Origin of the sequence: Enterobacter sp. N18-03635, assembly GCF_004006055.1 — a bacterium.
Taxonomy (GTDB): Bacteria; Pseudomonadota; Gammaproteobacteria; order Enterobacterales; family Enterobacteriaceae; genus Enterobacter; species Enterobacter vonholyi.
Genome location: NZ_CP034769.1, coordinates 3,613,318 through 3,639,035, shown reverse-complemented (window position 1 = coordinate 3,639,035; position 25,718 = coordinate 3,613,318). Strand labels below are relative to the sequence as shown.

Here is a 25,718-nt window from a genome sequence, read left to right as displayed (position 1 = left end):
CAGCAATTTTTAAGGTAAATGTATTGAAAATCATAAAGATAAAAACTGGCATGGAATCTGCTTAACAGCCGCTATCTCCATTAAACGGATACCTTTTATGACTATTTGGGAAATCAGCGAAAAAGCGGATTACATCGCGCAGCGTCATCAACAGTTACAGGACCAGTGGCACCTTTACTGCAACTCTCTGGTCCAGGGCATTACCTTGTCGAAAGCGCGTCTTCACCATGCGATGAGCTGCGCGGCGCAGGGCGACATGCGCTTCGTTCTGTTCGGCCATTTCACCATCAACGTTACCCTGGCGGACAACTTCAACAGCCACACCATTGAGTACTACCTCGAGACAAAAGACGGCGAAAAACAGTGTATTGCGAAGGCGCAGCTGATGGCCGACGGCATGGTGGACGGCCACGTAAGCAACCGCGATCGCCAGCAGGTGCTGGAACACTATCTGGAAAAAATCGCGCCGGTTTATAACGGCCTGTACGCCGCCGTTGAGGACGATCTTCCTGTCAACCTGAAGCAGCTGATGGACGGAAATGCCTCAGCGAACGTGGCCTGACCCATGCGTGTCGAGAAGTGTCGACAAGACAGCTTTTCGACAAAAATGACTATCACCAGAGGATAACCCGGTGAACCGTTTTGTAATTGCTGACTCGACGGTCTGTATTGGCTGTCGAACCTGTGAGGCGGCGTGTTCGGAAACGCATCGCCTGCATGGGCTGCAGTCCATGCCGCGCCTGCACGTCATGCGTAATGAAAAAGAGTCTGCCCCGCAGCTCTGCCATCACTGTGAGGATGCCCCGTGCGCGGGTGTCTGTCCTGTAAATGCCATCACCCGCGTGGATGGCGCAGTCCAGCTGAACGAAAGCCTGTGCGTAAGCTGCAAGCTGTGCGGCATTGCCTGCCCGTTCGGCGCGATTGAATTTTCCGGCAGCCGACCGCTGCATATCCCGGCGAATGCCAACTCGCCAAAAGCCCCGCCCGCGCCGCCGGCGCCTGCGCGTGTAAGCTCGCTTTTGGACTGGGTGCCCGGCATCCGTGCCGTTGCGGTGAAATGCGACCTGTGCAGCTTCGATGATCAGGGCCCGGCCTGCGTGCGGACCTGCCCGACGAAAGCGCTGATTCTGGTTAACATTCGCGACATCGCCCGTACCAGCAAGCGCAAACGCGAGCTGACCATCAACAGTGATTTTGGCGACCTTTCTCTGCTACAGGCGCTTAACGAGGGGGCGAAATGAATGCGGTGATGATGATTACCAGCGCGGTAGCCTGTTTTGCGGCCGCCGCCGTTCTGGCGCCGATCTTCTCCTTCCATAAAACCCTGAGCGGCGCGATCGCCGGGCTCGGCGGGGCGGTCGCTAGCCTGATGACGCTGGCGGCAGGCGGCATTGTTCTGCTCGGCGGCCAGTCGGCAGAGACCGTGATGCCGCTGATTCACCACACGGTTGAGATCACGCCGCTGAACGCCATCTGGCTGGTGACGTTTGGCCTGTGCGGGCTGTTTATCAGCCTGTTCAATATCGACTGGCACCGCCACCCGCACGCTAAAGCCAACGGCCTGCTGGTCAATCTGCTGATGGCGACGGCGGTCTGCACCGTTACCGCCAGCAACCTCGGCGCGCTGGTGGTGATGGCGGAGATCATGGCGCTCTGCGGCGTGTTCCTGACGGGCTGCAGCGCCTCCGGGAAATTGTGGTTTGCGCTGGGACGCCTCGGGACGCTGCTGCTGGCGCTGGCCTGCTGGCTGGTGTGGCAGCGCTTCGGCACGCTGGACTTCGCTGCGCTTAACGGGCATCCGCTGGGGAATGAAGTCTGGCTGTTGGGCGTGCTCGGCTTTGGCCTGCTCGCCGGAATCATCCCGCTGCACGGCTGGGTGCCGCAGGCGCATGCGAATGCCTCCGCGCCCGCCGCCGCGCTGTTTTCTGTGGTGGTGATGAAGGTCGGTCTGTTCGGGATCCTGGCGATTACGCTGACCGGCGGACAACCGCCGCTGTGGTGGGGCGTGGTGCTGTTGATTGCGGGCATGATCACCGCCTTCGTCGGTGGCCTGTACGCGCTGATGGAGCACAATATCCAGCGTCTTCTGGCGTACCACACGCTGGAGAATATCGGCATCATTCTGCTCGGCATTGGCGCGGGCGTGACCGGGCTGGCGCTGAATCAACCGGCGCTGATTGCGGCCGGTTTTATCGGTGGTCTTTATCACCTGATCAACCACAGCCTGTTTAAAAGCACCCTGTTCCTTGGAGCGGGAAGCGTCTGGTTCCGCACCGGCCATCGGGATATCGAAAAGCTCGGTGGGATTGGCAAAAAGATGCCGGTGATTTCACTGGCGATGCTGGTCGGGCTGATGGCGATGGCCGCGCTGCCGCCGCTGAACGGCTTTGCCGGGGAGTGGGTGATCTATCAGTCCTTCTTCGCCCTCGGTCAGAGCGAGGCGTTTATCGCCCGTCTGCTGGGGCCGCTGCTGGCGGTCGGGCTGGCGATTACCGGGGCGCTGGCGGTGATGTGCATGGCGAAAGTTTATGGCGTGACCTTCCTCGGCGCACCGCGTACGCGTGAGGCTGAGAACGCCTGCTGCGCACCGCTACTGATGGGCGTAAGCGTGGTCGCGCTGGCGCTGTGCTGCATCGCGGGCGGCGTCGCCGCACCGTGGCTGCTGCCGCTGCTGGGCAATGCCATTCCGCTGCCGCTGACCTCGGCGAACACCACCGTTTCCCAGCCCATGATCGCGCTGTTGCTGATCGGTGCACCGCTGCTGCCGCTGGTGCTGATGCTGTTCTTCAAACGCGACCGGCTCACCTCCCGCTCGCGCGGTGCGGCATGGGCCTGCGGCTACGAACACGAACAGTCGATGGTCATCACCGCCCACGGTTTCGCTATGCCGGTGAAAGAGAACTTTGCCGCCGTGCTGAAGCTGCGCCACTGGCTGAACCCGGTGCGCTGGATACCCGGCTGGCAGAGCGCTGCCGCACCCGCGCTGTTCCGCCGTCTGGCGGTTATCGAGCTGGCGGTGCTGGTGATCGTTGTGATTTCACGAGGAGCCTGACATGAGTCTGTTACTGGCAATTCTTCAGGCGCTGGTGCTGTTTGCCGCCGCGCCTCTGCTGTCGGGCATCACGCGCGTGGCGCGCGCCCGGATGCACAACCGTCGCGGCCCTGGTGTGCTCCAGGAGTATCGCGATCTCTTCAAGCTGTTTTCTCGCCAGAGCGTGGCGCCGAATGCCGCAGGCTGGGTCTTCCGTCTGACGCCGTTTGTGATGGTGGGCGTGATGCTGACCATCGCCACCGCGCTGCCGGTGGTCACGGTGGGATCGCCGCTGCCGGCGCTCGGCGATCTGATCACGCTTATCTACCTCTTCGCTATCGCCCGCTTCTTCTTTGCCATCGCGGGCCTGGACACCGGGAGCCCGTTTACCGGCATCGGTGCCAGCCGCGAGGCGATGCTCGGCGTGCTGGTTGAGCCGATCCTGCTGCTGGGGCTGTGGGTTGCCGCGCAGGTTGCGGGCTCCACCCACATCAGCTTTATCACCCACGCCGTTTACCACTGGCCGGTGGCGCGCTCGATCCCGCTGGTGCTGGCGCTGTGCGCCTGCGCGTTCGCCACCTTTATCGAGATGGGCAAACTGCCGTTCGATCTGGCGGAAGCCGAGCAGGAACTGCAGGAAGGGCCGCTCACCGAGTACAGCGGCTACGGCTTTGCGGTGCTGAAGTGGGGCATTAGCCTCAAACAGCTGGTGGTGCTGCAGATGTTTGTCGGCGTCTTCTTCCCGTGGGGGCAGATGACGCACTTCTCCGCGGGCGGTCTGCTGCTGGCCGTCGTGGTTGCCGCCCTCAAGCTGCTGGTCGGCGTGCTGGTAATTGCCCTGTTCGAAAACAGCATGGCGCGTCTGCGTTTTTTGGAAACGTCCCGCATCACCTGGGCCGGGTTTGGTTTTGCATTTTTAGCGTTCGTCTCCTTGCTGGTGGCGTGATTAAAGAGAGTATTTATGTCTGAAGAAAAGAAAGGTCAGCAGTATCTCGCCGCATTGCATCAGGCTTTCCCCGGCGTGGTGCTGGAGGAGTCCTGGCAAACCAAAGACCAGATAACCGTCACCATTAAGGTGAACTATCTGCCGGAAGTGGTGGAGTTTCTCTACTACCAGCAGGGCGGCTGGCTGTCGGTGCTGTTCGGTAACGACGAGCGCCAGCTGTGCGGCAACTATGCGGTGTACTACGTGATGTCTATGGAGCAGGGCGAAAAGTGCTGGCTCACCGTGCGCGTCGAGGTCGACCAGGCTAAGCCAGAATACCCGTCCGTCACGCCGCGCGTGCCCGCTGCCGTCTGGGGCGAGCGTGAAGTGCGCGACATGTACGGTCTGGTGCCGGTCGGCCTGCCGGACGAGCGCCGCCTGGTGCTGCCTGACGACTGGCCGGACGAACTCTATCCGCTGCGTAAAGACAGCATGGACTACCGCCAGCGTCCGGCCCCAACCACCGACAGCGAAACTTACGAGTTCATCAACGAGCTGGGCAGCAAGAAGAACAACGTGGTGCCGATTGGCCCGCTGCACGTCACCTCCGACGAACCGGGCCACTTCCGCCTGTTCGTCGACGGCGAAAACATTATCGACGCCGACTACCGTCTGTTCTACGTCCACCGCGGGATGGAAAAGCTGGCGGAAACCCGCATGGGCTACAACGAAGTGACCTTCCTCTCTGACCGCGTGTGCGGCATCTGCGGCTTCGCCCACAGCACCGCCTACACTACCTCGGTGGAGAACGGCATGGGGATCGTGGTGCCGGAACGCGCGCAGATGATCCGCGCCATTCTGCTTGAGGTGGAGCGCCTGCACTCGCACCTGCTGAACCTCGGCCTGGCCTGTCACTTCGTCGGGTTTGATTCCGGGTTTATGCAGTTCTTCCGCGTGCGCGAAGCGTCGATGAAGATGGCGGAGATCCTCACCGGGGCGCGCAAAACGTACGGTCTGAACCTGATCGGCGGGATCCGTCGCGACCTGCTGAAAAACGATATGATCCAGACCCGCCAGCTGGCGCAGCAGATGCGCCGCGACGTGCAGGAGCTGGTGGATATGCTGCTCAGCACGCCAAACATCGAGCAGCGCACCGTCGGCATCGGCCGTCTTGACCCGGAAATTGCCCGCGACTTCAGCAACGTCGGCCCGATGGTGCGCGCCAGCGGCCACGCCCGCGACACCCGTGCCGATCACCCGTTCGTTGGCTACGGCCTGCTGCCGATGACCGTGCACAGCGAGCAGGGCTGCGACGTCATCTCTCGCCTCAAGGTGCGCATCAACGAGGTGTTCACGGCGCTGAACATGATCGACTACGGCCTTGATAACCTGCCTGGCGGCCCGCTGATGGTGGAGGGCTTCACCTACATTCCGAACCGCTTTGCCCTCGGCTTTGCCGAAGCGCCGCGCGGGGACGACATTCACTGGAGCATGACCGGCGACAACCAGAAGCTTTACCGCTGGCGCTGCCGCGCGGCCACCTACGCCAACTGGCCAACCCTGCGCTACATGCTGCGCGGCAACACGGTTTCCGATGCGCCGCTGATCATCGGCAGCCTCGACCCGTGCTACTCCTGCACCGACCGCATGACCGTCGTCGACGTGCGCAAGAAGAAAAGCCAGGTGGTGCCGTACAAAGAGCTTGAGCGCTACAGCATCGAGCGTAAGAACTCGCCGCTGAAATAAGGATTAGTCATGTTTACCTTTATCAAAAAAGCGATCAAAACCGGCACGCAAACCAGCAGCTATCCGCTGGAGCCGATGCCGGTGGATAAAAACTTTCGCGGCAAGCCGGAGCACAACCCGCAGCAGTGCATCGGCTGCGCGGCCTGCGTCAACGCCTGTCCGTCGAACGCCTTAACGGTGGAAACGGATCTCAAAACCGGCGAGCTGGCCTGGCAGTTTAACCTCGGGCGCTGCATCTTCTGCGGCCGCTGCGAGGAGGTCTGCCCGACGGTCGCCATTCGCCTGTCGCAGGAGTACGAGCTGGCGGTGTGGAAGAAAGAGGATTTTCTGCAGCAGTCGCGCTTTGACCTGTGCAGCTGCCGCGTCTGCAGGCGTCCGTTCGCCGTGCAGAAAGAGATCGACTACGCCATCGCGCTGCTGCAGCACAATGGCGACGCCCGCGCGGAGCATCACCGCGAAAGCTTTGAAACCTGCCCGGCGTGCAAGCGTCAGAAGTGCCTGCTGCCGTCCGACCGCATTGATATCACCCGCCACATGAGAGAGGCCAGCTGATGGAAAACTTACTGGGCCCGCGCGACGCTAACGGCATTCCGGTGCCGATGACGGTGGACGAATCCATCGCCAGCATGAAGGCGTCGCTGCTGAAAAAAATCAAACGCTCGGCCTACGTCTACCGCGTGGACTGCGGCGGCTGCAACGGCTGCGAGATTGAGATCTTCGCTACGCTGTCGCCGCTGTTTGACGCCGAGCGCTTCGGCATCAAGGTGGTGCCGTCCCCGCGTCATGCGGACATCCTGCTGTTTACCGGGGCCGTCACCCGCGCCATGCGCTCGCCCGCGCTGCGCGCCTGGCAGTCCGCGCCGGACCCGAAAATCTGCATCTCGTACGGCGCCTGCGGCAACAGCGGCGGCATCTTCCATGACCTTTACTGCGTCTGGGGCGGTACCGACAAAATCGTGCCGGTGGACGTCTACATTCCGGGCTGCCCGCCGACGCCCGCCGCCACGCTGTACGGCTTCGCGATGGCGCTCGGCCTGCTGGAGCAGAAAATCCACGCCCGCGAGCCGGGCGAGCTGGACAACCAGCCTGCCGCCATTCTGCACCCGGACATGGTGCAACCGCTGCGGGTGAAGGTCGACCGCACGGCGCGCAGGCTGGCGGGCTATCGCTACGGCCGTCAGATTGCCGATGATTATCTGCGCCTGCTGAGCCAGGGCGAGCATCAGGTGGCGCGCTGGCTGGAGGCGGAAAACGATCCGCGCCTCAATGAGATCGTGGCGAACCTGAACAGCATCGTCGATGAGGCGCGAATCCGATGAGTGAAACGGTGGTGTTCAGTCAGCTGAGCCGTAAGTTTATTGATGAGAACGATGCCACGCCGGATGCGGCACAGCAGGTGGTCTATTACAGCCTGGCGATTGGGCATCACCTCGGGGTGATTGACTGCCTGGAGGCCGCGCTGAGCTGCCCCTGGCCGGAATACCTGGCGTGGATTGCCACGCTGGAGGAGGGCAGTACGGCGCGGCGCAAGATGGAAGGCGTGCCGAAGTACGGCGAGATCGTGATCGATGTGAACCACATTGCGATGCTCGCCAACGCCTTTGACGCGGCGCTCGGCAGGCAAACCCCGGCGCAGCAGGCGTGGAGCAAAACGCTGCTCGGCATGCTGCATGATATTCATCAGGAGAGCGCCATCTACCTGATGGTGAGGAGATTACGTGACTGACGTTTTACTGTGTGTCGGCAACAGCATGATGGGCGACGACGGCGCGGGTCCGCTGCTCGCAGAGATGTGTGCCGCCAACCCGCAGGGCAGTTGGCTGGTGATTGACGGCGGCAGCGCGCCGGAAAACGACGTGGTCGCCATTCGCGAACTGCGTCCGGACAGGCTGTTAATCGTCGATGCCACCGATATGGGGCTCAACCCCGGCGAGATCCGCCTGATTGACCCGGACGACATCGCCGAGATGTTTATGATGACCACCCACAATATGCCGCTGAACTACCTTGTGGATCAGATCAAAGGTGACGTGGGCGAGGTGCTGTTTTTGGGCATTCAGCCGGACATCGTTGGGTTTTATTACCCGATGACGCCGCCGGTGAAGGAGGCGGTGGAGGTGGTGTATTCACGACTAGCCGGGTGGGCTGGAGACGGAGGGTTTTCTCAGCTCTGAGCAGCGGCTTACCGGGCCTACGGTTTTGTAGGCCGGGTAAGGCGAAGCCGCCACCCGGCAAAACAGTCTACTCCAGATCCGCCCCGTTACTCGCAATCACCTTCTTATACCATCCGAACGATTTCTTACGTTTCCGCTCCAGCGTGCCGTTCCCGGCGTCGTCGCGGTCAACGTACACAAACCCGTAGCGCTTGCTCATCTCGCCTGTTGAGGCCGAAACCAGGTCAATGCAGCCCCAGGTGGTGTAGCCCATCAGCGGCACGCCGTCCTCAATCGCATCGCCCATCGCGCGGATATGCTCGCGCAGATAGCTGATGCGGTAGTCGTCGTTAATCTCGCCGTTTTCATCAACGACATCTTTCGCCCCGAGGCCGTTTTCTACCAGGAACAGCGGCTTCTGGTAGCGGTCGTACATCATGTTCATGGTGATGCGCAGGCCGAGCGGGTCGATGCCCCAGCCCCATTCGCTCACCTGAATGTGTGGGTTGCGCAGGGATTTGACGATGTTCGCCGCATTGGTATTGTTCGCATTCATATCCGCCGAGGCGCAGCGCGAGGCGTAATAGCTGAACGAGACAAAGTCGACGGTATTTTTCAGCAGTTCGTCGTCGCCGGGATCTTTCACAATCACCACGCCTTTCTCGCGGAACACGCGGGCGGAGTAGGCCGGATAGCTGCCGCGCGCCTGCACGTCGATAAAGAACAGATTCTCGCGGTCTTTCTCCAGCGCCATCCACACGTCTTCCGGCTTGCAGGAGTACGGATAGAAATTCCCGCCCGCCAGCATGCAGCCGACCTGGTTTTCCGGGTTCACCTCGTGGGCAATTTTGGTCGCCAGCGCGCTCGCCACCAGCTCGTGGTGCGCGGCCTGGTATTTCACCTGGTCTTCGTTTTCGCCTTCCTCAAACACCAGTCCCGCCCCGGAGAACGGGCTGTGCAGCATGATGTTGATTTCGTTGAAGGTCAGCCAGTATTTCACCAGCCCGTTAAATTCCTCAAAGCAGGTGCGGGCGTAGCGGGCGAAGAAATCCACCATCTTGCGGTTGCGCCAGGAGCCGTACTCCGTCACCAGGTGCATCGGCACGTCGAAGTGGCAGAGCGTCACCAGCGGCTCGATGTTGTATTTTTTGCACTCTTCGAATACCGCGCGGTAAAAGGCAATACCCTCTTTATTCGGCAGCGGTTCGTCGCCGTTCGGATAGAGGCGGCTCCAGGCGATCGAGGTGCGGAACACCGTAAAGCCCATCTCCGCCATCAGGGCGATGTCCTCTTTATAGCGATGGTAAAAATCAATCGCCTCGTGGCTCGGGTAGAATTCGTCGTCACGCAGCGAAAAACGCTTTTCCTTACCGAGCTTCACCGCCAGGCGGTTCGCGCCGTGGGGGATCATATCGACCGTCGTCAGCCCTTTGCCGCCCTCACGGTAAGCGCCTTCACTCTGGTTGGCGGCAAGCGCGCCGCCCCATAAAAATCCTTGTGGAAAAACAGACATTCTTACCTCGCTTTCAATTTATGCTTTTGCTGCGTTGTTCTGTACCGGTGCGGTCTGCAGGGCGCGCGCTTTTTCGGCGTCGTCTTCGACAGGGATATCCTCAAACCCTAAAAGCAGGGTCAGAACAAACGACAGCACCACTGCCAGCCCCATCACGCCGAACACCCAGACGATGGTCATCGGGTTGGCCGGATCGAAGAACTGCACGCTGGTAAACAGCCCCGGAGCCGCCATCGAGTGGCTGGCAAGACCCGCGATACCGGCCACAGCGCCGCAGATAAAGCCGCTGATCAGGCTCGCAATCAGCGGACGTTTCAGACGCACCGCCACGCCGTACAGCGCCGGTTCAGAAATCCCCGCCATAATGGCGGAGGCTGCCGCCGCCAGCGCCGTCTGGCGCAGCTCCGGGTTTTTGGTTTTCCACGCCACTGCCAGCGAAGAGCCGCCGAGCGACAGGTTGGCGCCAATTTCCGACGGCATCACCATCCCTTCTTTGCCCGTCTCGGCAATGGTCTGAATGATGGTCGGCGTAAACACGCGGTGCATGCCGGTCATGACCAGCAGCGGCCACAGCGCGCCCATGATGGCGACGGAGAGCCAGCCCAGGTAGCCGTGAATGGTGTAGACCAGCGCGGAGATGGCGCTACCGATCCAGATCCCCAGCGGGCCAATCAGCACGATGGCGAGCGGGGCGGCAATCAGCACGATCAGCATCGGCTTGAGGAAGTTTTTCGTCACCGCCGGGGTAATACGATCCACCCAGCGTTCGATGTATGACAGGCACCAGGTCATCACCAGCGCCGGGATGACGGTGTAGGTGTATTTCACCGCCGTCACCGGGATAAAGGCGAACTCAACGTGCTCGCCCTGCGCGGCTTTTGCCATCAGCTCGATAAAGCTCGGGTGCACCAGCACGCCCGCAATGGCGATGGCCAGCGACATGTTGGTTTTGAATTTCACCGCCGCCGAGGCTGCCACCATCAGCGGCAGGAAGAAGAATGCGCCGTCGCCGATGACGGTCAGAATAGTCAGCGTCGGCGCGCCTTTTGGCAGCAGGCCGGTCATCTCAAGGATCATCGCCAGCAGCTTGACCATCGAGCCGCCGATGATCGCCGGGATCAGCGGGGACATGGTGCCGATCAGCGCGTCGAGGATCCCGGCGCCAATGCGGCGCAGCGTCAGCTTCTGCGGTCCTTCCGGCACCGCGGGCTGCAGTTCCGTAGGCAGCAGGCTTACCACTTCGCGGTACGCCTGTGACACCGTGTTGCCAATAATCACCTGGCACTGGTTGTCGTTGCGCACTACGCCAAGGACGCCGCTGATGCTTTTCAGGCGTGCGGCATCGGTGAGGGTTTCATCTTTCAGAACGAAACGCAGTCGCGTCATGCAGTGGGTGACGGCGACGATGTTCTCTTTGCCGCCCAGCGCGCTGACGACGTCGTTCGCCAGCGCAGCGTAATTTTTGGCCATCGGATGTGATCCTGTTATTGTTGTGAGAAATGTAGGAAACCGGTTCCACATAATCATCATGAGTTTCTATGAATGAAACAAGATCGCTTTTTGACCATTTTTTCGTTTCGTGATGCAGATCGCAATGGGGTATCGAAAGCGTGATTTCATCGCTGCGACAATTTTTTTGCAGTGCAGTACACTGCGCTCCATCAGATTCAGACGGAATAACAACATGACCACGATGCTGGAAGTGGCGAAGCGGGCAGGCGTTTCGAAAGCCACGGTATCCCGGGTGCTGTCGGGAAATGGCTACGTTAGCCAGGAAACCAAAGATCGGGTGTTTCAGGCCATTGAAGAGAGCGGCTATCGCCCGAATTTGCTGGCGCGAAACCTGGCGACCAAACGTACCCAGACGCTGGGCCTGGTGGTGACGAACACCCTTTATCACGGCGTCTACTTTAGCGAACTGCTGTTTCACGCCGCGCGCATGACGGAAGAAAAGGGGCGGCAGCTGATCCTCGCGGACGGCAAGCACAGCGCGGATGAAGAGCGCGAGGCGATCCAGTACCTGCTCGATATGCGCTGCGATGCGGTGATCATCTATCCGCGTTTCCTGAGCGTGGAAGAGATGGACAAGATCGTCGAGAAGTGCGAGCAGCCCATAATGGTGCTCAACCGTCGCCTGCGGAAAAACAGCAGCCACAGCGTCTGGTCAGATCATAAAGCCTCCAGCCAGGACGCGGTGTCGCAGCTGATTGCGAAAGGGCACCGGGAGATCGCGTTTATCACCGGCTCGCTGGATTCTCCCACCGGGGTTGAGCGTCTCTCCGGCTACAAGGACGCGCTGGCGCAGCACGGTATTCCGCTGCGCGAGGGTCTGATTGCGCAGGGGAAGTGGAACCCCGCCAGCGGCGCGGCGGCGGTTGCCGAACTGCTTGCTCGCGGTGAACGCTTTACGGCGCTGGTGGCGAGTAATGACGACATGGCGATCGGCGCCATGAAGCAGCTGCACGACAGCGGCGTATCCGCACCGGACGCGGTGTCGGTGATCGGTTTCGACGACGTGGCCATCGCGCCCTACATCGTGCCGTCGCTTTCCAGCGTGCGTATTCCGGTGACGGAGATGATTAAAGAAACCATCAGCCGCCTGATCTTCATGCTCGACGGCGGCGAGTTTAAGTATCAACAAACCTTCTCCGGCGAGCTTGTCCTGCGTGACTCCGTAATTGACGGCCCACACCGCTGATGTCGACAGCTGTCATCGTCATAAGTGACGATGACGGCACCGCTTTAATTTTTAAAATCAAATAAAATCAATAAGTTAATTATTGGCACGGTTTATGAATATCTCCGCGCATAACTGTAATGCTGGAGAAGCAGATGAACCGTTTTATTATGGCCGATGCCAGTAAGTGTATTGGTTGCCGTACCTGTGAAGTGGCGTGCGTGGTTTCCCATCAGGCGGAGCAGGACTGCGCGTCGCTTACCCCTGACACCTTCCTGCCGCGCATCCACGTCATCAAAGGCGTGAATATTTCCACCGCCGCCATCTGTCGCCAGTGCGAAGACGCACCGTGCGCGAACGTCTGCCCGAACGGGGCGATTAAACGCGAGAAAGGCTTTGTGCACGTGATGCAGGAGCGCTGCATTGGCTGCAAAACCTGCGTGGTCGCCTGCCCGTATGGCGCGATGGAGGTGGTGGTCCGTCCGGTGGTGCGCAACAGCGGTATGGGGCTGAGCGTGCGGGCGGAGAAAGCCGAAGCCAACAAGTGCGACCTGTGCTACCACCGCGACGCCGGTCCGGCCTGCATGGAAGCCTGCCCGACGCACGCGCTGGTCTGCGTGGATCGCGACAAGCTTGAGCAGATGAGCGCCGAAAAGCGCCGTCGCGCGGCGTTCGACACCTCGTCATCACTGCTGTTCTGAACCGTATGAGCAGCAACGGCGTTCAGCTGCGCGTGCGCGGCAAAGTGCAGGGCGTAGGGTTTCGTCCCTTCGTCTGGCAGCTGGCGCAGGCGCTTCAGTTGACCGGTGACGTCTGCAATGACGGAGAGGGCGTGCTGGTGCGCCTCGCGGGTAATGGGGGGGCCTTTACCGCGAGGCTGCATCAGGACTGCCCGCCGCTGGCACGCATTGACCACGTGGAAACGCAGCCGTTTACCTGGGCGCACGTGCCGGAGGACTTCAGCATCCGCCACAGCGCGGGCGGGGCGATGGACACCCAGATAGTGCCGGATGCCGCGACCTGTCCGGCATGTCTTGCTGAAATGCGCGACCCCGGCGAGCGCCGCTATCGCTACCCGTTTATCAACTGCACCCACTGCGGGCCGCGGTTCACCATTATTCGCGCCATGCCCTACGACCGCCCGGCCACGGCAATGGCGCCATTCCCGCTCTGTGTGCCGTGTGAAGCAGAGTACCGCAATCCTGCCGACCGCCGTTTTCACGCCCAGCCGGTCGCCTGCCCGGACTGCGGGCCCGCGCTGGAATGGCGCGCGGGCAACATCACGGCTGCCCGTGAGGCCGCGCTGAGCGCGGCGGTGGCGATGCTGAAAAGCGGCGGCATAGTCGCGGTTAAAGGGCTGGGTGGTTTTCATCTCGTCTGCGATGCGCGTAATCCGCAGGCGGTCGCGACGCTTCGGGCACGCAAACAGCGACCGTCTAAGCCGCTGGCGGTGATGATCCCAAATGCGGACGGCGTGCCGGAGGCGATCCAGACGCTGTTACGCTCCTCTGCAGCGCCGATTGTGCTGACCCCAAAAGCCTCGCTTCCCGGGTTTCCCGAAGGGATTGCACCGGGGCTCGATTGTATTGGCATCATGCTTCCTGCGAACCCGCTGCAGCATCTTTTGATGATGGACTGCCAGCGCCCGCTGGTGATGACTTCAGGTAACCTCAGCGGCAGACCGCCAGCCATCACCAGCCGGCAGGCGCTGGAGGAGCTCAGCGGCATCGCGGACGGTTTCCTGCTGCATAACCGCGATATCCTGCAGCGGATGGACGACTCGGTGATGGATCGAGACGGGGCGATGCTGCGCCGGGCGCGCGGTTTTGTGCCCGATGCCATCACGTTGCCTGCGGGTTTCGAGAATATTCCCGCCATGCTATGCACCGGCGCGGAGATGAAAAACACCTTCTGCCTGGCGCGTGGGAACCAGGCGGTGTTGAGCCTGCATTTTGGCGATCTCGGTGACGAGGGTGTCGAAGCGCAGTGGCGCAGCGCGCTCTCGACGATGCAGGAAATTTACGGCTTTCAGCCGGAGCGCATTGTATGCGATGCCCATCCGGGGTACCGCGCGCGTCAGTGGGCGCAGGTACAGGGGCTGCCCGTTGAAACTGTCCTGCATCATCACGCCCACGCGGCGGCGTGCCTGGCGGAGAACGGCTGGCCACTCGACGGCGAAGACGCAATTGCCCTGACGCTGGACGGGATCGGCATGGGCGAGAACGGCGCGCTGTGGGGCGGGGAGTGCCTGCGGGTGAACTATCTCGCGTGCGAGCGTCTGGGCGGGCTGCCTGCCGTTGCGCTTCCGGGGGGCGATCTGGCGGCGCGGCAGCCGTGGCGCAATTTACTCGCCCACTGCCTGGCGTTTGTGCCTGACTGGCAGCAGTACCCTGAAACGCGCGCGGTTCAGCGTCAAAACTGGCCGCTGCTGGCGACGGCGATCCGGCGTGGCATCAACGCACCGCAGGCCTCGTCCTGTGGTCGCCTGTTTGATGCCGTCGCCTGCGCGCTGGGTATTGAAACCCAATCCTGGGAAGGTGAAGCCGCCTGCCGGCTGGAAGCGCTGGCCTCGCAGTGCGCGGGCGTCGACCATCCGGTGACGTTGTCTGTCGACAACCTCGCGCTTTTCTGGCAGCAGTGGCTGGCCTGGCAGGCGGAGCCCTGCGAGCGCGCGTGGGCATTTCACGACGCGCTGGCAAAAGGGCTGGCGCATCTTGCCGCGTTCCATGCCAGGCGCCTGTCGCTGTCGACAATCTGTCTCAGCGGCGGCGTGCTGCACAACCGTCTGCTGCGCGCGCGCCTGCGTCATTATCTTTCTGACTTTACGCTTCTTTTTCCTTCGCGCCTGCCCGCAGGTGACGGAGCGATCTCCTTCGGGCAGGCGGCGATCGCCGCTGCCCGGTCATGTTTACAAAGGACTAAAAATGTTACGACTGTTACGCAATGAACCTCGCGCCGCGCTTCTGCTGCTGGCTCTGGTAATGGCAAACCTGCTGGCCTGGGGATGGGCATGGCAGACCTTTAGCGGCAGCACGGCGCTGATGGCCGCCAGCTTGCTGGCGTGGTGTTACGGGCTGCGTCACGCGGTGGACGCCGACCACATTGCCGCCATTGATACCGTGACGCGTAAGATGATGCAGCAGGGCAAACGCCCGTCCGGCGTAGGGGCGTGGTTCTCGCTGGGACACTCCACCATCGTGGTGCTGGCCTCCATTGCTATTGCCGCCACCGCCACGGCGTTTCAGAAAAACATGGAATGGTTCCACGAAACCGGCAGCCTGATTGGCACCGCCGTTTCCGCCACCTTCCTGCTGGCGATGGCGCTGGTGAACATGGTGATCCTGCGCGGAGTCTGGCGCAGTTTTCAGGCGCTGAAAAAAGGCCAGCCGGTGCAGGGCGACATCCCGCTGCCTGCCCAGGGCGGCGTCATGAACTGGCTGTTTGGCAAAACCTTTCGCCTCGTCAATAAAAGCTGGCAGATGTATCTGGTGGGTTTCCTGTTCGGTCTCGGTTTTGACACGGCCACCGAGATTGGCGTGCTGGGGATCTCTGCCGCCAGCGCCTCCAGCGGGATGTCGGTGTGGTCAATCATGATCTTTCCTGCACTCTTCGCCAGCGGCATGGCGCTGGTGGATACCCTCGATAACCTGCTGATGGTCGGCGCCTACGGCTGGGCGTTTAACAAGCCGCAGCGCAAGCTCTACTACAACATGACCATCACCGGCACCTCCGTGGTGGTGGCGCTGTTTATCGGCGGGCTGGAAGCGCTGGGTCTGCTGATGGATAAATTTGCCCTCAGCGGCGGCGTGTGGGATCTGATTGGCGCGGTGAATGACAACCTGGGCAACGCCGGGTTTGTGGTGGTCGGGCTGTTCGTTGCCTGCTGGCTGATCTCCATGGTCAACTACCGTTGGCGCGGCTACGACGCGCTGGTGGTGCGTTCCTGAACCGGCTCCTGCACAGCGTAACCTCCGCGACTTCCTCAATGGCTGGCGCATAGCGGCATACCGATAAAAAATGCTGAAAATATAGGACTTTTGCGGAATAAAATATATTCCGCATTCTTCGCTTGTGTGAAATAGCGAGAAAGATAATTGAGTTATTTATAAAAATTCGCCATGATTTGCCTCCGGCCGATCATGTCTTTTTAGACTGAGTTGGCTGCGAATAATAAAACAGAATGATGTTTTTAATCTGTTTCAGATTAAAGTATTTACGAAAATAATAAATAAGGGATTGATAGCGATGATATATCTGCTTTGCATTTATTTTATGAATAGGATTCGTAAAAAAAAGCTCCGGGATATCGGGGCGGTGAATAATAATATCCAAAGCTTAAGTAAGCATGACCCTTTTGCAGGCCGGGTAGGCGAATCGCCACCCGGCAAAAAGAGGGTTAAGTAGGTAGCAATTTCAGCAGAGCGAAAGCCTCCTTCATCCGATCTTCACTGACCACAAAAGCGCGTAGTTGATCCTCGTTGTCTACGCCATGCGCGACCATTCCCTGCTGTTCGAGGGTTATTTTCCAGCTCAGATCCTGACGCTGCGTTTCACCTGCGAGATGCAGCGGTAATTCCGGCGTTTTTACTTTAATTAGCATGGCGGGTAATTTCAGCGGCGCGCTGCCGCCGAGCAGGTTTTTAGCAAGATACATCGCGCTTAGTTGGATTGGCTGTAAAAAGGGAAGTACCTGACCATTAATTTCAGCGCAGTCTCCTAACGCGTAAATATCAGGTTGCGTGGTTTGCAGATAGCTATTTACCTTCACGCCACGCTGTATTTCGGCGCCTGCGCGATGCGCCAGCGCGGTTTCCGGGCGCAGGCCCGTCGCCGCGATAACCGCATCGACCTCAACGCTGCGGTTGCGGTCGAGCATGGCACGAATGCCGCCTTCGGTTTTACTCAGGCTTTGCAGCTGCGATTTCAACAGCAGATGTACCCCCATGTCGGTCAGGCGATGCTGTAAGCGACTGCTTACTTCTGCGGGCATCAGCGACGACAGAATGCTCGCCGCATGGTCGACCAGGGTGACGGATTTGCCCGCCCGGCAGAAATCCATCGCCAGCTCGGTGCCTATCAGCCCGCCGCCGACAATCATCACGCGCTGCGCGTCGCGAAGCCCCGTTTCGCTGGCCTGATACTCCTGCTGGCTGTTGAGGGTGATTATCAGCTCGCGGCCCTCAATCGGCGGCACAAACGCAGAGGCACCCGTGGCAAGCACCAGCCTGTCGTACTGCCAGGTTTTCTCTGTTGCTTTCACCACGTGAGCGGCGGCGTCGATGTCGGTGACCCAGGTGTACGGGAACAGGCGCAGGTTAAACAGCTCGGCGAACTCCCCCGCCGTCTGGCGGGTGAGATCTTCGGCGCGCTGATTCTGACTAATCACGTGGCTTAAGTCAGGCTTGTTGTACTCGTCCATGCTGTCGGCGGCAATCACCGTCAGCGGCACGCTGGCGTCCTGTTTGCGGATGTTTTTCACCAGCTGACGGGCGGCAAAGCCCGAGCCGATGATGACGATGCCGTGGCTCATTTTGCCTCCGTTGCCAGTTCATCAAAAACGTCTTTCCCGAGGGAACATTCCGGGCAGAGGAAGTTGTCCGGCACGTCACTCCACGGCGTACCCGGCGCGACATCCTGCAGCGGCTCGCCCAGCTCAGGGTCGTAGATCCACTGGCAGACGCTGCACTGCATGCAAGGACCGAGGTTCGCAGCGGCAGCTTCAGCTACGGCTTCTGGCGCAACCGCCGCAGCGGGGGCGGTTTCCGGCAGAGGTGCAAGCGCCCACTGCCGCGCAATGTCGCGGCCGTGCTGGCGGCAGATCTCCAGGGCGTCGATATCCGGTCGCCATTTGGCTTTAAGGCTGAGGGACATCTCAAAACCGGCATCCTGTAAACGGGTGGAAAGGCGGTCTACCGCGCCGCCGCTCCAGCCATGGGAGCCAAAGGCGCTGGCGCGCTTGTTACGGAAGCGCAGGCCGGTCATCTCTTCCACCAGACCGGCAATTTTCGGCATCATTACGTTGTTCATGGTGGAGGTGCCCACCAGCACGCCCTTAGAGCGGAACACGTTGGTCAATACCTCGTTCTTATCGCTGCGCGCCACGTTGAAGATTTTCACCGCCACGTTCGGGTCCACTTCGTTGATGCCCTGGGCAATGGCGTCCGCCATCATGCGGGTGTTGTTGGACATGGTGTCGTAGAAAATCGTAATGCGGTCTTCCTGATAGTCCGCCGCCCATTTCAGGTACAGCTCCACAATCTGGGTGGGATTTTCACGCCACACCACGCCGTGAGAGGTAGCAATCATCTCCACCGGCAGATTAAAGCCGAGGATCTCGGTGATTTTTGGCGTCACCAGGCGGCTGAACGGGGTAAGGATGTTGGCGTAGTACCGCTGGCACTGTTCGAACAGTTCGGTCTGATCCACTTCGTCATTAAACAGGCGTTCGTCGCAGTAGTGCTGGCCGAAGGCATCGTTGCTGAACAGCACCGCGTCGCCGGTCATGTAGGTCATCATGCTGTCCGGCCAGTGCAGCATCGGCGTTTCCACGAAGATCAGCTTCTTGCCGTTGCCGATATCCAGCGCGTCGCCTGTTTTCACGGTGTGGAAGTTCCACTCCGGATGGTGGTGGTGGCCGTTGATCGAGTCGATGGCGTTGGTGGTGCAGTAGATCGGCGTGTTCGGGATGTAAGACATCAGCTCGGTCAGCGCGCCGGCGTGATCTTCTTCCGCGTGGTTGATGATGATGTAGTCGATGGCGTCCAGGTCGATTTCACTGCGCAGGTTCTGCACGAACTCGCGGCTGAACTTGTGATCGACGGTATCGATCAGCACGTTTTTTTCTTCGCGGATGAGATAGCTATTGTAGCTGCTGCCGCGCAGCGTTTTGTATTCCGTCCCGTGGAAATCGCGCACTTCCCAGTCACGTTGACCCACCCAATGAATGTTATTTTTAACCAGAATAGACATAGCAACCTCTACGTAATACAGCATTTTCAAATAAGATGATTTGCTTATATCAAGTTGCGTGCCAGTTTTTAATTATTTGATTTTAATAAATAAATCTTGTCTTGCCTCGTAGTGGGTAGTCATTATGACTATCAAATATATTGTCAATATGACACTATCCATTGTCAAAATGACAACGAGGTCACTATGAGCTTTTCCGTAGACGTGCTGGCGAAGATCGCCATTGAGCTGCAGACCGGTATCGGCCATCAGGACCGCTTTCAGCGGCTGATCTCCACGCTGCGCCACCTGCTGGCGTGTGACGCCTCGGCGCTGCTGCGCTACGAAGGACGGCAGTTTATTCCCCTGGCGATCGACGGCCTGGCGAAGGACGTGCTCGGGCGGCGCTTTACTCTTGAAGGCCATCCACGTCTGGAGACCATTGCCCGCGCGGGTGACGTGGTGCGCTTCCCGGCGGACAGCGACTTGCCCGACCCGTACGACGGTCTTATTCCCGGCCAGGAGAGCCTGAAGGTGCACGCCTGTATCGGCCTGCCTTTATTTGCCGGACAAAATCTGATTGGCGCGCTGACCCTCGACGGCCTTTCGCCGGACCAGTTCGATGCCTTTAGCGACGAAGAGCTGCGCCTGATTGCCGCCCTGGCCGCCGGGGCGCTTAACAACGCGCTGCTGATTGAACAGCTGGAGAGCCAGAATATCCTTCCCGGCAGCCCGGCGGCATTTGAGCAGGTAACGCATACGGAGATGATTGGCCTCTCTCCGGGCATGGCGCAGCTCAAAAAAGAGATTGAGATCGTTGCCGCTTCCGATTTGAACGTGCTGATCTTCGGGGAGACCGGCACCGGGAAGGAGCTGGTGGCGAAGTCCATTCACGAAGCGTCGCCGCGCGCGGTGAACCCGCTGGTGTACCTCAACTGCGCCGCGCTGCCGGAAAGCGTGGCGGAAAGCGAGCTGTTTGGTCACGTTAAAGGGGCGTTTACCGGGGCCATCAGCAACCGCAGCGGCAAGTTCGAAATGGCCGATAACGGCACGCTGTTTCTGGATGAAATCGGCGAGCTCTCCCTGTCGCTACAGGCCAAACTCCTGCGCGTGCTGCAGTACGGCGACATCCAGCGCGTGGGGGATGACCGCTGTCACAGAGTGGACGTTCGCGTGCTGGCGGCAACTAACCGCGACCTGCGTGAAGCGGTGCTGGCAGGACAGTTCCGCGCCGATCTGTTTCATCGCCTGAGCGTGTTCCCGCTTACCGTGCCGCCGCTGCGCGAGCGCGGGGATGACGTATTGCTGCTGGCGGGCTTTTTCTGCGAGCAGTGCCGTCTCAGGATGGGGCTTTCCCGCGTGGTGCTGAGCCCGGGTGCGAGAACGCATCTGCTGAGCTACGGCTGGCCGGGCAACGTGCGCGAGCTGGAGCACGCGATTCACCGCGCGGTGGTGCTGGCGAGGGCGACGCGTTCGGGAGATGAGGTGGTAATTCATGCGCGGCATTTTGCACTGCATGAGGAAACTGCCCCGACCGTGAAGGCTGCCGCACCTGAGAGCGCAAACGAGAATCTGCGCGAGGCGACGGAAGAATTCCAGCGTCGGATGATTACCCGCGCGCTGGAGCAGAATAACCGCAGCTGGGCGGCGTGCGCGCGGGCGCTGGAGATGGACGTCGCCAACCTGCACCGGCTGGCGAAACGTCTGGGACTCAAGGGTTAGATAATTCCGGCCTGATAGAAATCCTGAAGGTTGATGGCACCGCACAGCCTGCCGGTATCATCCACCACCGGTGCGGCGGTGATTTTGCGCTTCATCAGCACCTCTTTGGCTTCAATGGCGCGGCTCTCGGCGTTCAGCGTCAGCCCCCCTTTGGTCATGGCGTCCGACACTTGGGTTTCCAGCCTGCCGCCGCCCACCAGCCAGCGGCGCAGGTCGCCGTCGGTGAATACGCCTTTGACGTACCCGTCGTCATCGCACACCGCAACCAGCCCCAGACCGGTGCGGCTGAGTTCCAGCATCGCGTCCATGACGCTGGTATTGAGTTTGACCTGCGGAATAGCATCGTCGGTGCGCATCAGGTGGTGAACCTTGTTGAGCAGGCGTGCCCCGAGCGCACCTGCCGGATGCGAGCGAGCGAAATCTTCTTCGTTAAAGCCGCGCGCCTGCATCACCGCCATTGCCAGCGCGTCGCCCATCATCAGGGTATTCACGGTGCTGGAGGTCGGAGCGAGGTGCATCGGACAGGCTTCACGCTCAACGGAAATATCCAGCGTCGCTTTGGCGGCCAGCGCCAGCGGCGAGCGGGATTTCCCGGTCATCGCCAGCAGGGCGACGGATTTTTCCTGCAGGCGCGGAATAATGAGATCCAGCTCTTTGGCCGAACCGGAGTAGGAGATAAACAGCATCACGTCGCGGCTTTCTATCATCCCCAGATCGCCGTGCAGCGCCTCTGCCGGATGCACGAAGAAGGCCGGGGTGCCGGTGCTGGCGAGCGTCGCGGCAATCTTTTTGCCGATATGGCCGGATTTACCGATGCCCGCCACGATCACTTTGCCTTCGCAGTGGATAATGGTGTTGGCGGCGCGGACAAAATCCTCGCCCAGACGTTCCGGCAGGCGGCTGGCTTCCTGCAGCTCCAGCATCAGCGTCTGGCGGCCCGTTTCTAACAGAAAATCACTCATCTCTCTCTCCGGTTACGATCACGTCGATTCCTTTCTCTTCCAGCGCTTTTTTGAACGCCGGGTCGATACCCGCGTCGGTAATCAGCTTATCGACGCTTTCAAGGCTACAGACAATGTTGGGGCTTTTGCGGCCAAACTTCGACGAGTCCGCCATCAGAATCACTTCCCGCGCGGCGTTGCACATGGCTTTACTGACGCTGAATACCTCGTTGAACGTCGTAACGCCCGCATTCAGGTCGATGCCGTCGGTGCCCATGAACAGTTTATCAAAGCTGAAGTGGTCGAAGGCGTTCTCCGCCAGCTGCCCGTGGAATGAGGCGGATTTTTTACGGAAGGTGCCGCCGGGCATCAGGATGGTCTGCTCGCTGTCGAACTCCGACAGGGCATTGACGATATGCAGGCTGTTGGTCATCACCGTGATGTTGTTAAAGCGGCTGAGCAGCGGGATCATCTGCAGGACGGTACTGCCTGCATCCAGAATGATGGAGTCGCCATCGTGGATAAATTTTACGGCGGCTTCGGCAATCATCGCTTTCTGGTGGGTATTGATCAGCGTTTTGTGGTCGATAGGCGGGTCGGCTTCGTCCTTATTGAGCACCACGCCGCCGTAGGTTCGAATGACGGCGCCAGAGTTTTCGAGCAATACAAGGTCCTTGCGTATCGTCGTGCCGGTGGTGTCAAAGTAGTGGGCCAGATCCTCTACCGAACATTTTCCCTGCTTTTGCAGATGCTCGAGAATGGCCGCCTGCCGCTGACGAGGTTTCATAGGCGCTTCGTTCCTTAGGTTGCGAAATGATAATTTCGCAAGTCTATATCTTTCACAACGAAATTATCCATGTTTCAGATTAAGCGCTAATGATAGTGCATTCTGACAGAGTGGATCATGGGGAAAGATCACATCAGGCTGCAATTCCTGCAGCGAAATGCCGTTGATTGCCTGGATTTTCACCGGACGGGCAAAGACGGTCATGCCGCGCATGATGAGGGAATCGCAGACGTTATTGTTTTCGTCCAGCGCAATAGCCACGACGACTCGCGGTTTAAAGCGTCCCCCGGAACGCCCGACGCCCACGCGGCCTTTCTGGCACAGGGCATCAAACGCGCGGTTAAACTGGTGAATTTGCCAGCCGCCGAACGCCATCTGGCAGAGCCAGGCGAGGGCGGCGACGGTGATGAGTGCGGTGACCATATCGGCTCCTTATTGTGTTCCCTCTCCCGGTGGAGAGGGGTAGGGTGAAGGCATCAGGCCGCTCGATCAGAACATTACCTGCCCGCCGGTGACGTTAATCGACTGCCCGGTGCAGTACGAGGCTTTCGGGCTGGCGTAAAACAGCAGCATGTTCAGCACGTCCTGATAATCGCACCCGCGCTTCAGCGGCACTTTATCGATGTAGTACTGCTCCACTTCCTCAGCCTTGATGCCGAGCTTGGTGGCATACTGAGGCAGCAGGGACTGGAACATCGGCGATTTCAGCAGGTTACCCAACATCAGCGAGTGCACGGTAATGCCGTACTCGGCCAGATCCAGCGCCAGAGACTGCGTCAGCCCCACGCCGCCAAACTTCGCCGCGCTGTAGCCGGAGTTGTGCTTGCTGCCCACTTTTCCTGATTTGGAGTTGATCTGAATGATGCGTCCCTGAATGCCGTCGCGGATCATCAGACGGGAAAACTCGCGGGCGCAGAGGAAATAGCCCACCAGATTGACCTGCAGCGAGCGGTCAAAATCCCCCAGTTCGAAATCGCTGATAAAGGCCGCTTTCGCAATTCCCGCGCTGTAGACCAGCAGATCGGTACGCCCAAAAATCTCGTCCACGCCGCGGGCCAGCGCCATCACGCTCTGCTCGCTGGTGGCGTCGGCGCCAAACCCGTACGCCATACCTTCGCCAAACTCGGTGTTAATGGTGTCCGCCACGCGGGCGGCTTTTTCACTCTGAATATCCACTACCGCCACGCGGTAGCCCTCTGCGGCAAGCCCACGGCAGAGGAACTCGCCTAAGGTTTGTCCTCCACCAATGACAACGGCAACCTGACTCATGTCTATCTCCTTAATTACGCAACAAATTTTAACGTGCAGCCTGGGGTGACAGCCTGCGGAACCGGACCCGCCACGTGAACCATACCGGGATATTCGGCCTGCGGCTGGCCGTCGAAACGCAGGGTGATGTGGCCCAGCTCGCGCAGGTTTTGCTCGGCCACGTCGCCGACGGCGGTCACGGCATAGCGCGCCTCGCCCAGCTCAAGCTGGCTACCGGCCTTCAGCTCGCCCTTCAGCTCGCCGTGGCAGTGGATAAAACAAAACTCTTCGATATCCGCAGGCGCCCCTTCGCGGAAGGTGATCAGCATCTGGTCGATCAGCGCGTCGGCGGCGCTCTGGCCAATGCGGGTAATGGTGGTCTGGTAAATCACGGTCATTGCAGGAACCTCTTATTGATAAATAAAGCCGGAGACAAACCAGGCAATCAGCACCGTGGGCGCGCCCGTCAGGAAGCGGCTGACCAGCACGGACGGCACGCCCACGCGCACGGTGTCCTGGCGCGCTTCGGCCAGCGACAGCCCAACGGGGATGAAATCGCACGCCGCCTGGGCGTTAATGGCAAACAGGGCGGGCAGGGCGAGGTGCGGGGGAATGTTCCCCAGACCAATCTGCACGCCAATCAGCACGCCGATGACCTGAGCGATCACCGCGCCCGGGCCGAGGAACGGCGACAGCAGCGGGAAGGAACAGATCAGCGCCAGCGTCACCAGCCCGAGCGGGTGGCTGGCGAGCGGGGCGAGGCCGTGGGCAATCCAGTCGCCCAGGCCGGAGGCCATGATGATGCCGATCAGCGCCGAGACGAACGCCATAAACGGCAGAATGGTTTTCAGCACCGTGTCGATGGTGTCGCGCCCGGACTGGAAAAGCACCGCCACGGCGGAACCCATGCCCATCCCGACCTTCGCCAGCAGGCCGTCGCTCTGCTCGGTGATTTTCTTGCTGGTGTCATACTCGCGCGGGGCCGCTTTTTGCGGCGCAGGAGTGCCATTCACCAGAGTGATGTTGTCCTCCTTTACGCCCGAGACATAAATGTCTTCGAGGATGTACTGCGCCAGCGGGCCGGATTTTCCGGTGGAGTGAATATTTACCGTCGGAATACGGCGCTTCGGATAGATACCGCAGCGCAGCGTGCCGCCGCAGTCGATCACCGCCACGCCAATTTCTGCTTCCGGCGGCTCGCCTTCTTTGAAGCCGTCGACCGCTTCCCAGCCGGTCAGCTCGCGCAGCCTGTCGACGATCGCCGGGCGGGTACCCGCGGTGATGTAAACAATCTTTTTGCCTTCGGTGGCGTCGAACTCCAGCGGGCCACCCCAGCCGCCCGTGCCTTTGTCAATGCGGATCCGGTTCATGCTGTGGCTCCTGAAAGATGGACCTTCTGTTCAAGCTGGATGCCCATTTTTTTCTCGAAAATAGCGGTGGTGAGGTCGGTCACCCAGCCGCGGAAGAAGTTAGTCACCAGACCGACCAGCAGGTAGCTCACCGCCAGCGGGCCGAGCGGCAGGCCAAGCGTAGTAATGCCGCTGGCGATCCCGAGATAAACGAACAGCTCGCCGGGGTTGATGTGCGGGAACAGGCCGTTCATCGAATGGCAGCTGTAGGAGGCGGCGGCGTAGTAGCTCGGCTTGTACTTTTCCGGCATAAAGCGGCCGAGGCTTAAGGTCATCGGGTTGCAGAACACGAAGGTGCCGATAAAGGGCAGTATCAGGTAGCGGGACAGCGGGTTTCCGGCGCAGCGCTGGGCGAAGCGTTCAATGCGCTGCTGGCCGATAAAGTTGATCAGCGCGTTCATGATGACCAGCAGGCTGATCAGCAGGGGCAGGATCCCGGTCACCATGCCGGTGAACACTTCTCCGCCTTTTTGAAATAGCCCGATGAACCACTCGGCGCCGTGGGTGATGGTTTCTATCATTCTTCTCTCCTGTGAGGCTTTTTTGTTTTTGTCTGGCTGGGCTAATAATAATCACTTTGAAAGCTTTTAAAGTGTTAATTGGATCTCACAATGAAAG

At 60.0% G+C, this 25,718-nt stretch carries 25 protein-coding genes; 14 read left to right on the top strand and 11 right to left on the bottom strand.

What is annotated here, in order from left to right; genetic code table 11:
- The first annotated feature begins 97 nt into the window (after window positions 1-97).
- From hycA to hycI, 9 genes are all read left to right on the top strand, one after another.
- On the top strand, window positions 98-562 hold the full coding sequence (gene hycA, locus ELK40_RS18120; RefSeq protein ID WP_127732126.1) for a formate hydrogenlyase regulator HycA: 465 nt from the start codon (window positions 98-100) through the stop codon (window positions 560-562).
- Window positions 563-632: 70 nt separating this feature from the next.
- The gene (locus ELK40_RS18115) at window positions 633-1,241 is read left to right on the top strand and encodes a 4Fe-4S dicluster domain-containing protein (RefSeq protein WP_115876154.1); all 609 of its coding nucleotides are present in this window, start codon (window positions 633-635) and stop codon (window positions 1,239-1,241) included.
- Window positions 1,238-3,052 (top strand): formate hydrogenlyase subunit 3, encoded by a 1,815-nt coding sequence (gene hycC / locus ELK40_RS18110; protein WP_127732124.1) that lies wholly within the window; start codon window positions 1,238-1,240, stop codon window positions 3,050-3,052. The genes ELK40_RS18115 and hycC overlap by 4 nt, the downstream gene beginning before the upstream one ends.
- A gap of 1 nt (window position 3,053) precedes the next feature.
- A complete protein-coding gene (locus ELK40_RS18105) occupies window positions 3,054-3,977 on the top strand; it encodes a respiratory chain complex I subunit 1 family protein (RefSeq protein WP_127732122.1) in 924 nt (307 codons plus the stop codon).
- A 15-nt stretch (window positions 3,978-3,992) separates the two neighbouring features.
- Window positions 3,993-5,702: a formate hydrogenlyase subunit HycE gene (gene hycE / locus ELK40_RS18100; RefSeq protein ID WP_127732120.1), complete on the top strand. Its 1,710-nt coding sequence runs from the start codon at window positions 3,993-3,995 to the stop codon at window positions 5,700-5,702.
- 9 nt (window positions 5,703-5,711) lie between these two features.
- Window positions 5,712-6,254: a formate hydrogenlyase complex iron-sulfur subunit gene (locus tag ELK40_RS18095; RefSeq protein ID WP_115876150.1), complete on the top strand. Its 543-nt coding sequence runs from the start codon at window positions 5,712-5,714 to the stop codon at window positions 6,252-6,254.
- Window positions 6,254-7,021 (top strand): formate hydrogenlyase subunit HycG, encoded by a 768-nt coding sequence (gene hycG / locus ELK40_RS18090; protein WP_048029233.1) that lies wholly within the window; start codon window positions 6,254-6,256, stop codon window positions 7,019-7,021. Before ELK40_RS18095 ends, hycG begins: the two co-directional genes overlap by 1 nt.
- Complete coding sequence (locus ELK40_RS18085) at window positions 7,018-7,428, top strand: formate hydrogenlyase maturation HycH family protein (RefSeq protein WP_111965483.1); 411 nt, start codon at window positions 7,018-7,020, stop codon at window positions 7,426-7,428. Before hycG ends, ELK40_RS18085 begins: the two co-directional genes overlap by 4 nt.
- The gene (hycI, locus tag ELK40_RS18080) at window positions 7,421-7,876 is read left to right on the top strand and encodes a hydrogenase maturation peptidase HycI (RefSeq protein ID WP_115876149.1); all 456 of its coding nucleotides are present in this window, start codon (window positions 7,421-7,423) and stop codon (window positions 7,874-7,876) included. Before ELK40_RS18085 ends, hycI begins: the two co-directional genes overlap by 8 nt.
- 67 nt (window positions 7,877-7,943) lie before the next feature.
- Here hycI and ELK40_RS18075 read toward each other — a convergent pair whose 3' ends face one another.
- Window positions 7,944-9,368: a 6-phospho-beta-glucosidase gene (locus ELK40_RS18075; RefSeq protein WP_023618131.1), complete on the bottom strand. Its 1,425-nt coding sequence runs from the start codon at window positions 9,366-9,368 to the stop codon at window positions 7,944-7,946.
- Between the two features lie 18 nt (window positions 9,369-9,386).
- On the bottom strand, window positions 9,387-10,838 hold the full coding sequence (gene ascF, locus ELK40_RS18070) for a PTS cellobiose/arbutin/salicin transporter subunit IIBC (RefSeq protein ID WP_127732118.1): 1,452 nt from the start codon (window positions 10,836-10,838) through the stop codon (window positions 9,387-9,389).
- 214 nt (window positions 10,839-11,052) lie between these two features.
- Between ascF and ELK40_RS18065 the strand changes: the two genes are divergently transcribed.
- From ELK40_RS18065 to ELK40_RS18050, 4 genes are all read left to right on the top strand, one after another.
- Window positions 11,053-12,066, top strand: a complete 1,014-nt coding sequence (locus tag ELK40_RS18065; protein ID WP_127732116.1) for a LacI family DNA-binding transcriptional regulator — start codon at window positions 11,053-11,055, stop codon at window positions 12,064-12,066.
- 134 nt (window positions 12,067-12,200) lie between these two features.
- A complete protein-coding gene (gene hydN, locus ELK40_RS18060; RefSeq protein WP_023308960.1) occupies window positions 12,201-12,746 on the top strand; it encodes an electron transport protein HydN in 546 nt (181 codons plus the stop codon).
- Window positions 12,747-12,751: 5 nt separating this feature from the next.
- On the top strand, window positions 12,752-14,992 hold the full coding sequence (hypF, locus tag ELK40_RS18055) for a carbamoyltransferase HypF (RefSeq protein WP_127732114.1): 2,241 nt from the start codon (window positions 12,752-12,754) through the stop codon (window positions 14,990-14,992).
- Window positions 14,970-15,992 carry a HoxN/HupN/NixA family nickel/cobalt transporter gene (locus ELK40_RS18050; protein ID WP_127732112.1) on the top strand — a complete coding sequence of 341 codons (1,023 nt, stop codon included), beginning with the start codon at window positions 14,970-14,972 and terminating at the stop codon, window positions 15,990-15,992. The genes hypF and ELK40_RS18050 overlap by 23 nt, the downstream gene beginning before the upstream one ends.
- A gap of 449 nt (window positions 15,993-16,441) precedes the next feature.
- On the opposite strand, the gene norW is transcribed toward ELK40_RS18050, so the two are convergent.
- Window positions 16,442-17,575 carry an NADH:flavorubredoxin reductase NorW gene (gene norW / locus ELK40_RS18045; RefSeq protein ID WP_127732110.1) on the bottom strand — a complete coding sequence of 378 codons (1,134 nt, stop codon included), beginning with the start codon at window positions 17,573-17,575 and terminating at the stop codon, window positions 16,442-16,444.
- Window positions 17,572-19,014 carry an anaerobic nitric oxide reductase flavorubredoxin gene (norV, locus tag ELK40_RS18040; protein ID WP_115876142.1) on the bottom strand — a complete coding sequence of 481 codons (1,443 nt, stop codon included), beginning with the start codon at window positions 19,012-19,014 and terminating at the stop codon, window positions 17,572-17,574. The genes norW and norV overlap by 4 nt, the downstream gene beginning before the upstream one ends.
- A 186-nt stretch (window positions 19,015-19,200) precedes the next feature.
- Here norV and norR point away from each other — a divergent pair, with 186 nt between their 5' ends.
- The gene (gene norR / locus ELK40_RS18035) at window positions 19,201-20,715 is read left to right on the top strand and encodes a nitric oxide reductase transcriptional regulator NorR (protein ID WP_127732108.1); all 1,515 of its coding nucleotides are present in this window, start codon (window positions 19,201-19,203) and stop codon (window positions 20,713-20,715) included.
- Here the strand turns inward: norR and gutQ are convergent.
- From gutQ to srlA, 7 genes are all read right to left on the bottom strand, one after another.
- A complete protein-coding gene (gene gutQ / locus ELK40_RS18030; protein WP_111965491.1) occupies window positions 20,712-21,677 on the bottom strand; it encodes an arabinose-5-phosphate isomerase GutQ in 966 nt (321 codons plus the stop codon). The two genes, norR and gutQ, sit on opposite strands and share 4 nt — an antisense overlap.
- Entirely contained in the window at window positions 21,670-22,443 is a 774-nt protein-coding gene (locus ELK40_RS18025; RefSeq protein ID WP_115876141.1) for a DNA-binding transcriptional repressor, read from the bottom strand. The genes gutQ and ELK40_RS18025 overlap by 8 nt, the downstream gene beginning before the upstream one ends.
- A 63-nt stretch (window positions 22,444-22,506) precedes the next feature.
- Window positions 22,507-22,866, bottom strand: coding sequence for a transcriptional regulator GutM (gutM, locus tag ELK40_RS18020; protein ID WP_045908515.1), 360 nt, complete (start codon window positions 22,864-22,866; stop codon window positions 22,507-22,509).
- A gap of 66 nt (window positions 22,867-22,932) precedes the next feature.
- Window positions 22,933-23,712: a sorbitol-6-phosphate dehydrogenase gene (gene srlD / locus ELK40_RS18015; protein ID WP_023294411.1), complete on the bottom strand. Its 780-nt coding sequence runs from the start codon at window positions 23,710-23,712 to the stop codon at window positions 22,933-22,935.
- Window positions 23,713-23,726: 14 nt separating this feature from the next.
- Complete coding sequence (gene srlB, locus ELK40_RS18010) at window positions 23,727-24,089, bottom strand: PTS glucitol/sorbitol transporter subunit IIA (RefSeq protein WP_127732106.1); 363 nt, start codon at window positions 24,087-24,089, stop codon at window positions 23,727-23,729.
- 12 nt (window positions 24,090-24,101) lie between these two features.
- Complete coding sequence (locus ELK40_RS18005; protein WP_115876140.1) at window positions 24,102-25,061, bottom strand: PTS glucitol/sorbitol transporter subunit IIB; 960 nt, start codon at window positions 25,059-25,061, stop codon at window positions 24,102-24,104.
- Window positions 25,058-25,621, bottom strand: coding sequence for a PTS glucitol/sorbitol transporter subunit IIC (gene srlA, locus ELK40_RS18000; protein ID WP_115876139.1), 564 nt, complete (start codon window positions 25,619-25,621; stop codon window positions 25,058-25,060). Before srlA ends, ELK40_RS18005 begins: the two co-directional genes overlap by 4 nt.
- Window positions 25,622-25,718 lie beyond the last annotated feature (97 nt).

Excerpts from the sequence above, each read along its gene's own strand:
- ELK40_RS18095 (WP_115876150.1), top strand. The coding sequence starts at position 5,712 with ATGTTTACCTTTATCAAAAAAGCGATCAAAACCGGCACGCAAACCAGC.
- hycG (WP_048029233.1), top strand. The coding sequence starts at position 6,254 with ATGGAAAACTTACTGGGCCCGCGCGACGCTAACGGCATTCCGGTGCCG.
- norW (WP_127732110.1), bottom strand. The coding sequence starts at position 17,575 with ATGAGCCACGGCATCGTCATCATCGGCTCGGGCTTTGCCGCCCGTCAG.
- hycE (WP_127732120.1), top strand. The coding sequence starts at position 3,993 with ATGTCTGAAGAAAAGAAAGGTCAGCAGTATCTCGCCGCATTGCATCAG.
- hypF (WP_127732114.1), top strand. The coding sequence starts at position 12,752 with ATGAGCAGCAACGGCGTTCAGCTGCGCGTGCGCGGCAAAGTGCAGGGC.
- srlA (WP_115876139.1), bottom strand. The coding sequence starts at position 25,621 with ATGATAGAAACCATCACCCACGGCGCCGAGTGGTTCATCGGGCTATTT.
- ELK40_RS18005 (WP_115876140.1), bottom strand. The coding sequence starts at position 25,061 with ATGAACCGGATCCGCATTGACAAAGGCACGGGCGGCTGGGGTGGCCCG.
- srlD (WP_023294411.1), bottom strand. The coding sequence starts at position 23,712 with ATGAGTCAGGTTGCCGTTGTCATTGGTGGAGGACAAACCTTAGGCGAG.
- ascF (WP_127732118.1), bottom strand. The coding sequence starts at position 10,838 with ATGGCCAAAAATTACGCTGCGCTGGCGAACGACGTCGTCAGCGCGCTG.
- ELK40_RS18085 (WP_111965483.1), top strand. The coding sequence starts at position 7,018 with ATGAGTGAAACGGTGGTGTTCAGTCAGCTGAGCCGTAAGTTTATTGAT.
- hycA (WP_127732126.1), top strand. The coding sequence starts at position 98 with ATGACTATTTGGGAAATCAGCGAAAAAGCGGATTACATCGCGCAGCGT.
- norV (WP_115876142.1), bottom strand. The coding sequence starts at position 19,014 with ATGTCTATTCTGGTTAAAAATAACATTCATTGGGTGGGTCAACGTGAC.
- ELK40_RS18050 (WP_127732112.1), top strand. The coding sequence starts at position 14,970 with ATGTTACGACTGTTACGCAATGAACCTCGCGCCGCGCTTCTGCTGCTG.
- hydN (WP_023308960.1), top strand. The coding sequence starts at position 12,201 with ATGAACCGTTTTATTATGGCCGATGCCAGTAAGTGTATTGGTTGCCGT.
- gutM (WP_045908515.1), bottom strand. The coding sequence starts at position 22,866 with ATGGTCACCGCACTCATCACCGTCGCCGCCCTCGCCTGGCTCTGCCAG.
- gutQ (WP_111965491.1), bottom strand. The coding sequence starts at position 21,677 with ATGAGTGATTTTCTGTTAGAAACGGGCCGCCAGACGCTGATGCTGGAG.
- norR (WP_127732108.1), top strand. The coding sequence starts at position 19,201 with ATGAGCTTTTCCGTAGACGTGCTGGCGAAGATCGCCATTGAGCTGCAG.
- hycC (WP_127732124.1), top strand. The coding sequence starts at position 1,238 with ATGAATGCGGTGATGATGATTACCAGCGCGGTAGCCTGTTTTGCGGCC.
- srlB (WP_127732106.1), bottom strand. The coding sequence starts at position 24,089 with ATGACCGTGATTTACCAGACCACCATTACCCGCATTGGCCAGAGCGCC.
- ELK40_RS18105 (WP_127732122.1), top strand. The coding sequence starts at position 3,054 with ATGAGTCTGTTACTGGCAATTCTTCAGGCGCTGGTGCTGTTTGCCGCC.
- ELK40_RS18075 (WP_023618131.1), bottom strand. The coding sequence starts at position 9,368 with ATGTCTGTTTTTCCACAAGGATTTTTATGGGGCGGCGCGCTTGCCGCC.
- ELK40_RS18065 (WP_127732116.1), top strand. The coding sequence starts at position 11,053 with ATGACCACGATGCTGGAAGTGGCGAAGCGGGCAGGCGTTTCGAAAGCC.
- ELK40_RS18025 (WP_115876141.1), bottom strand. The coding sequence starts at position 22,443 with ATGAAACCTCGTCAGCGGCAGGCGGCCATTCTCGAGCATCTGCAAAAG.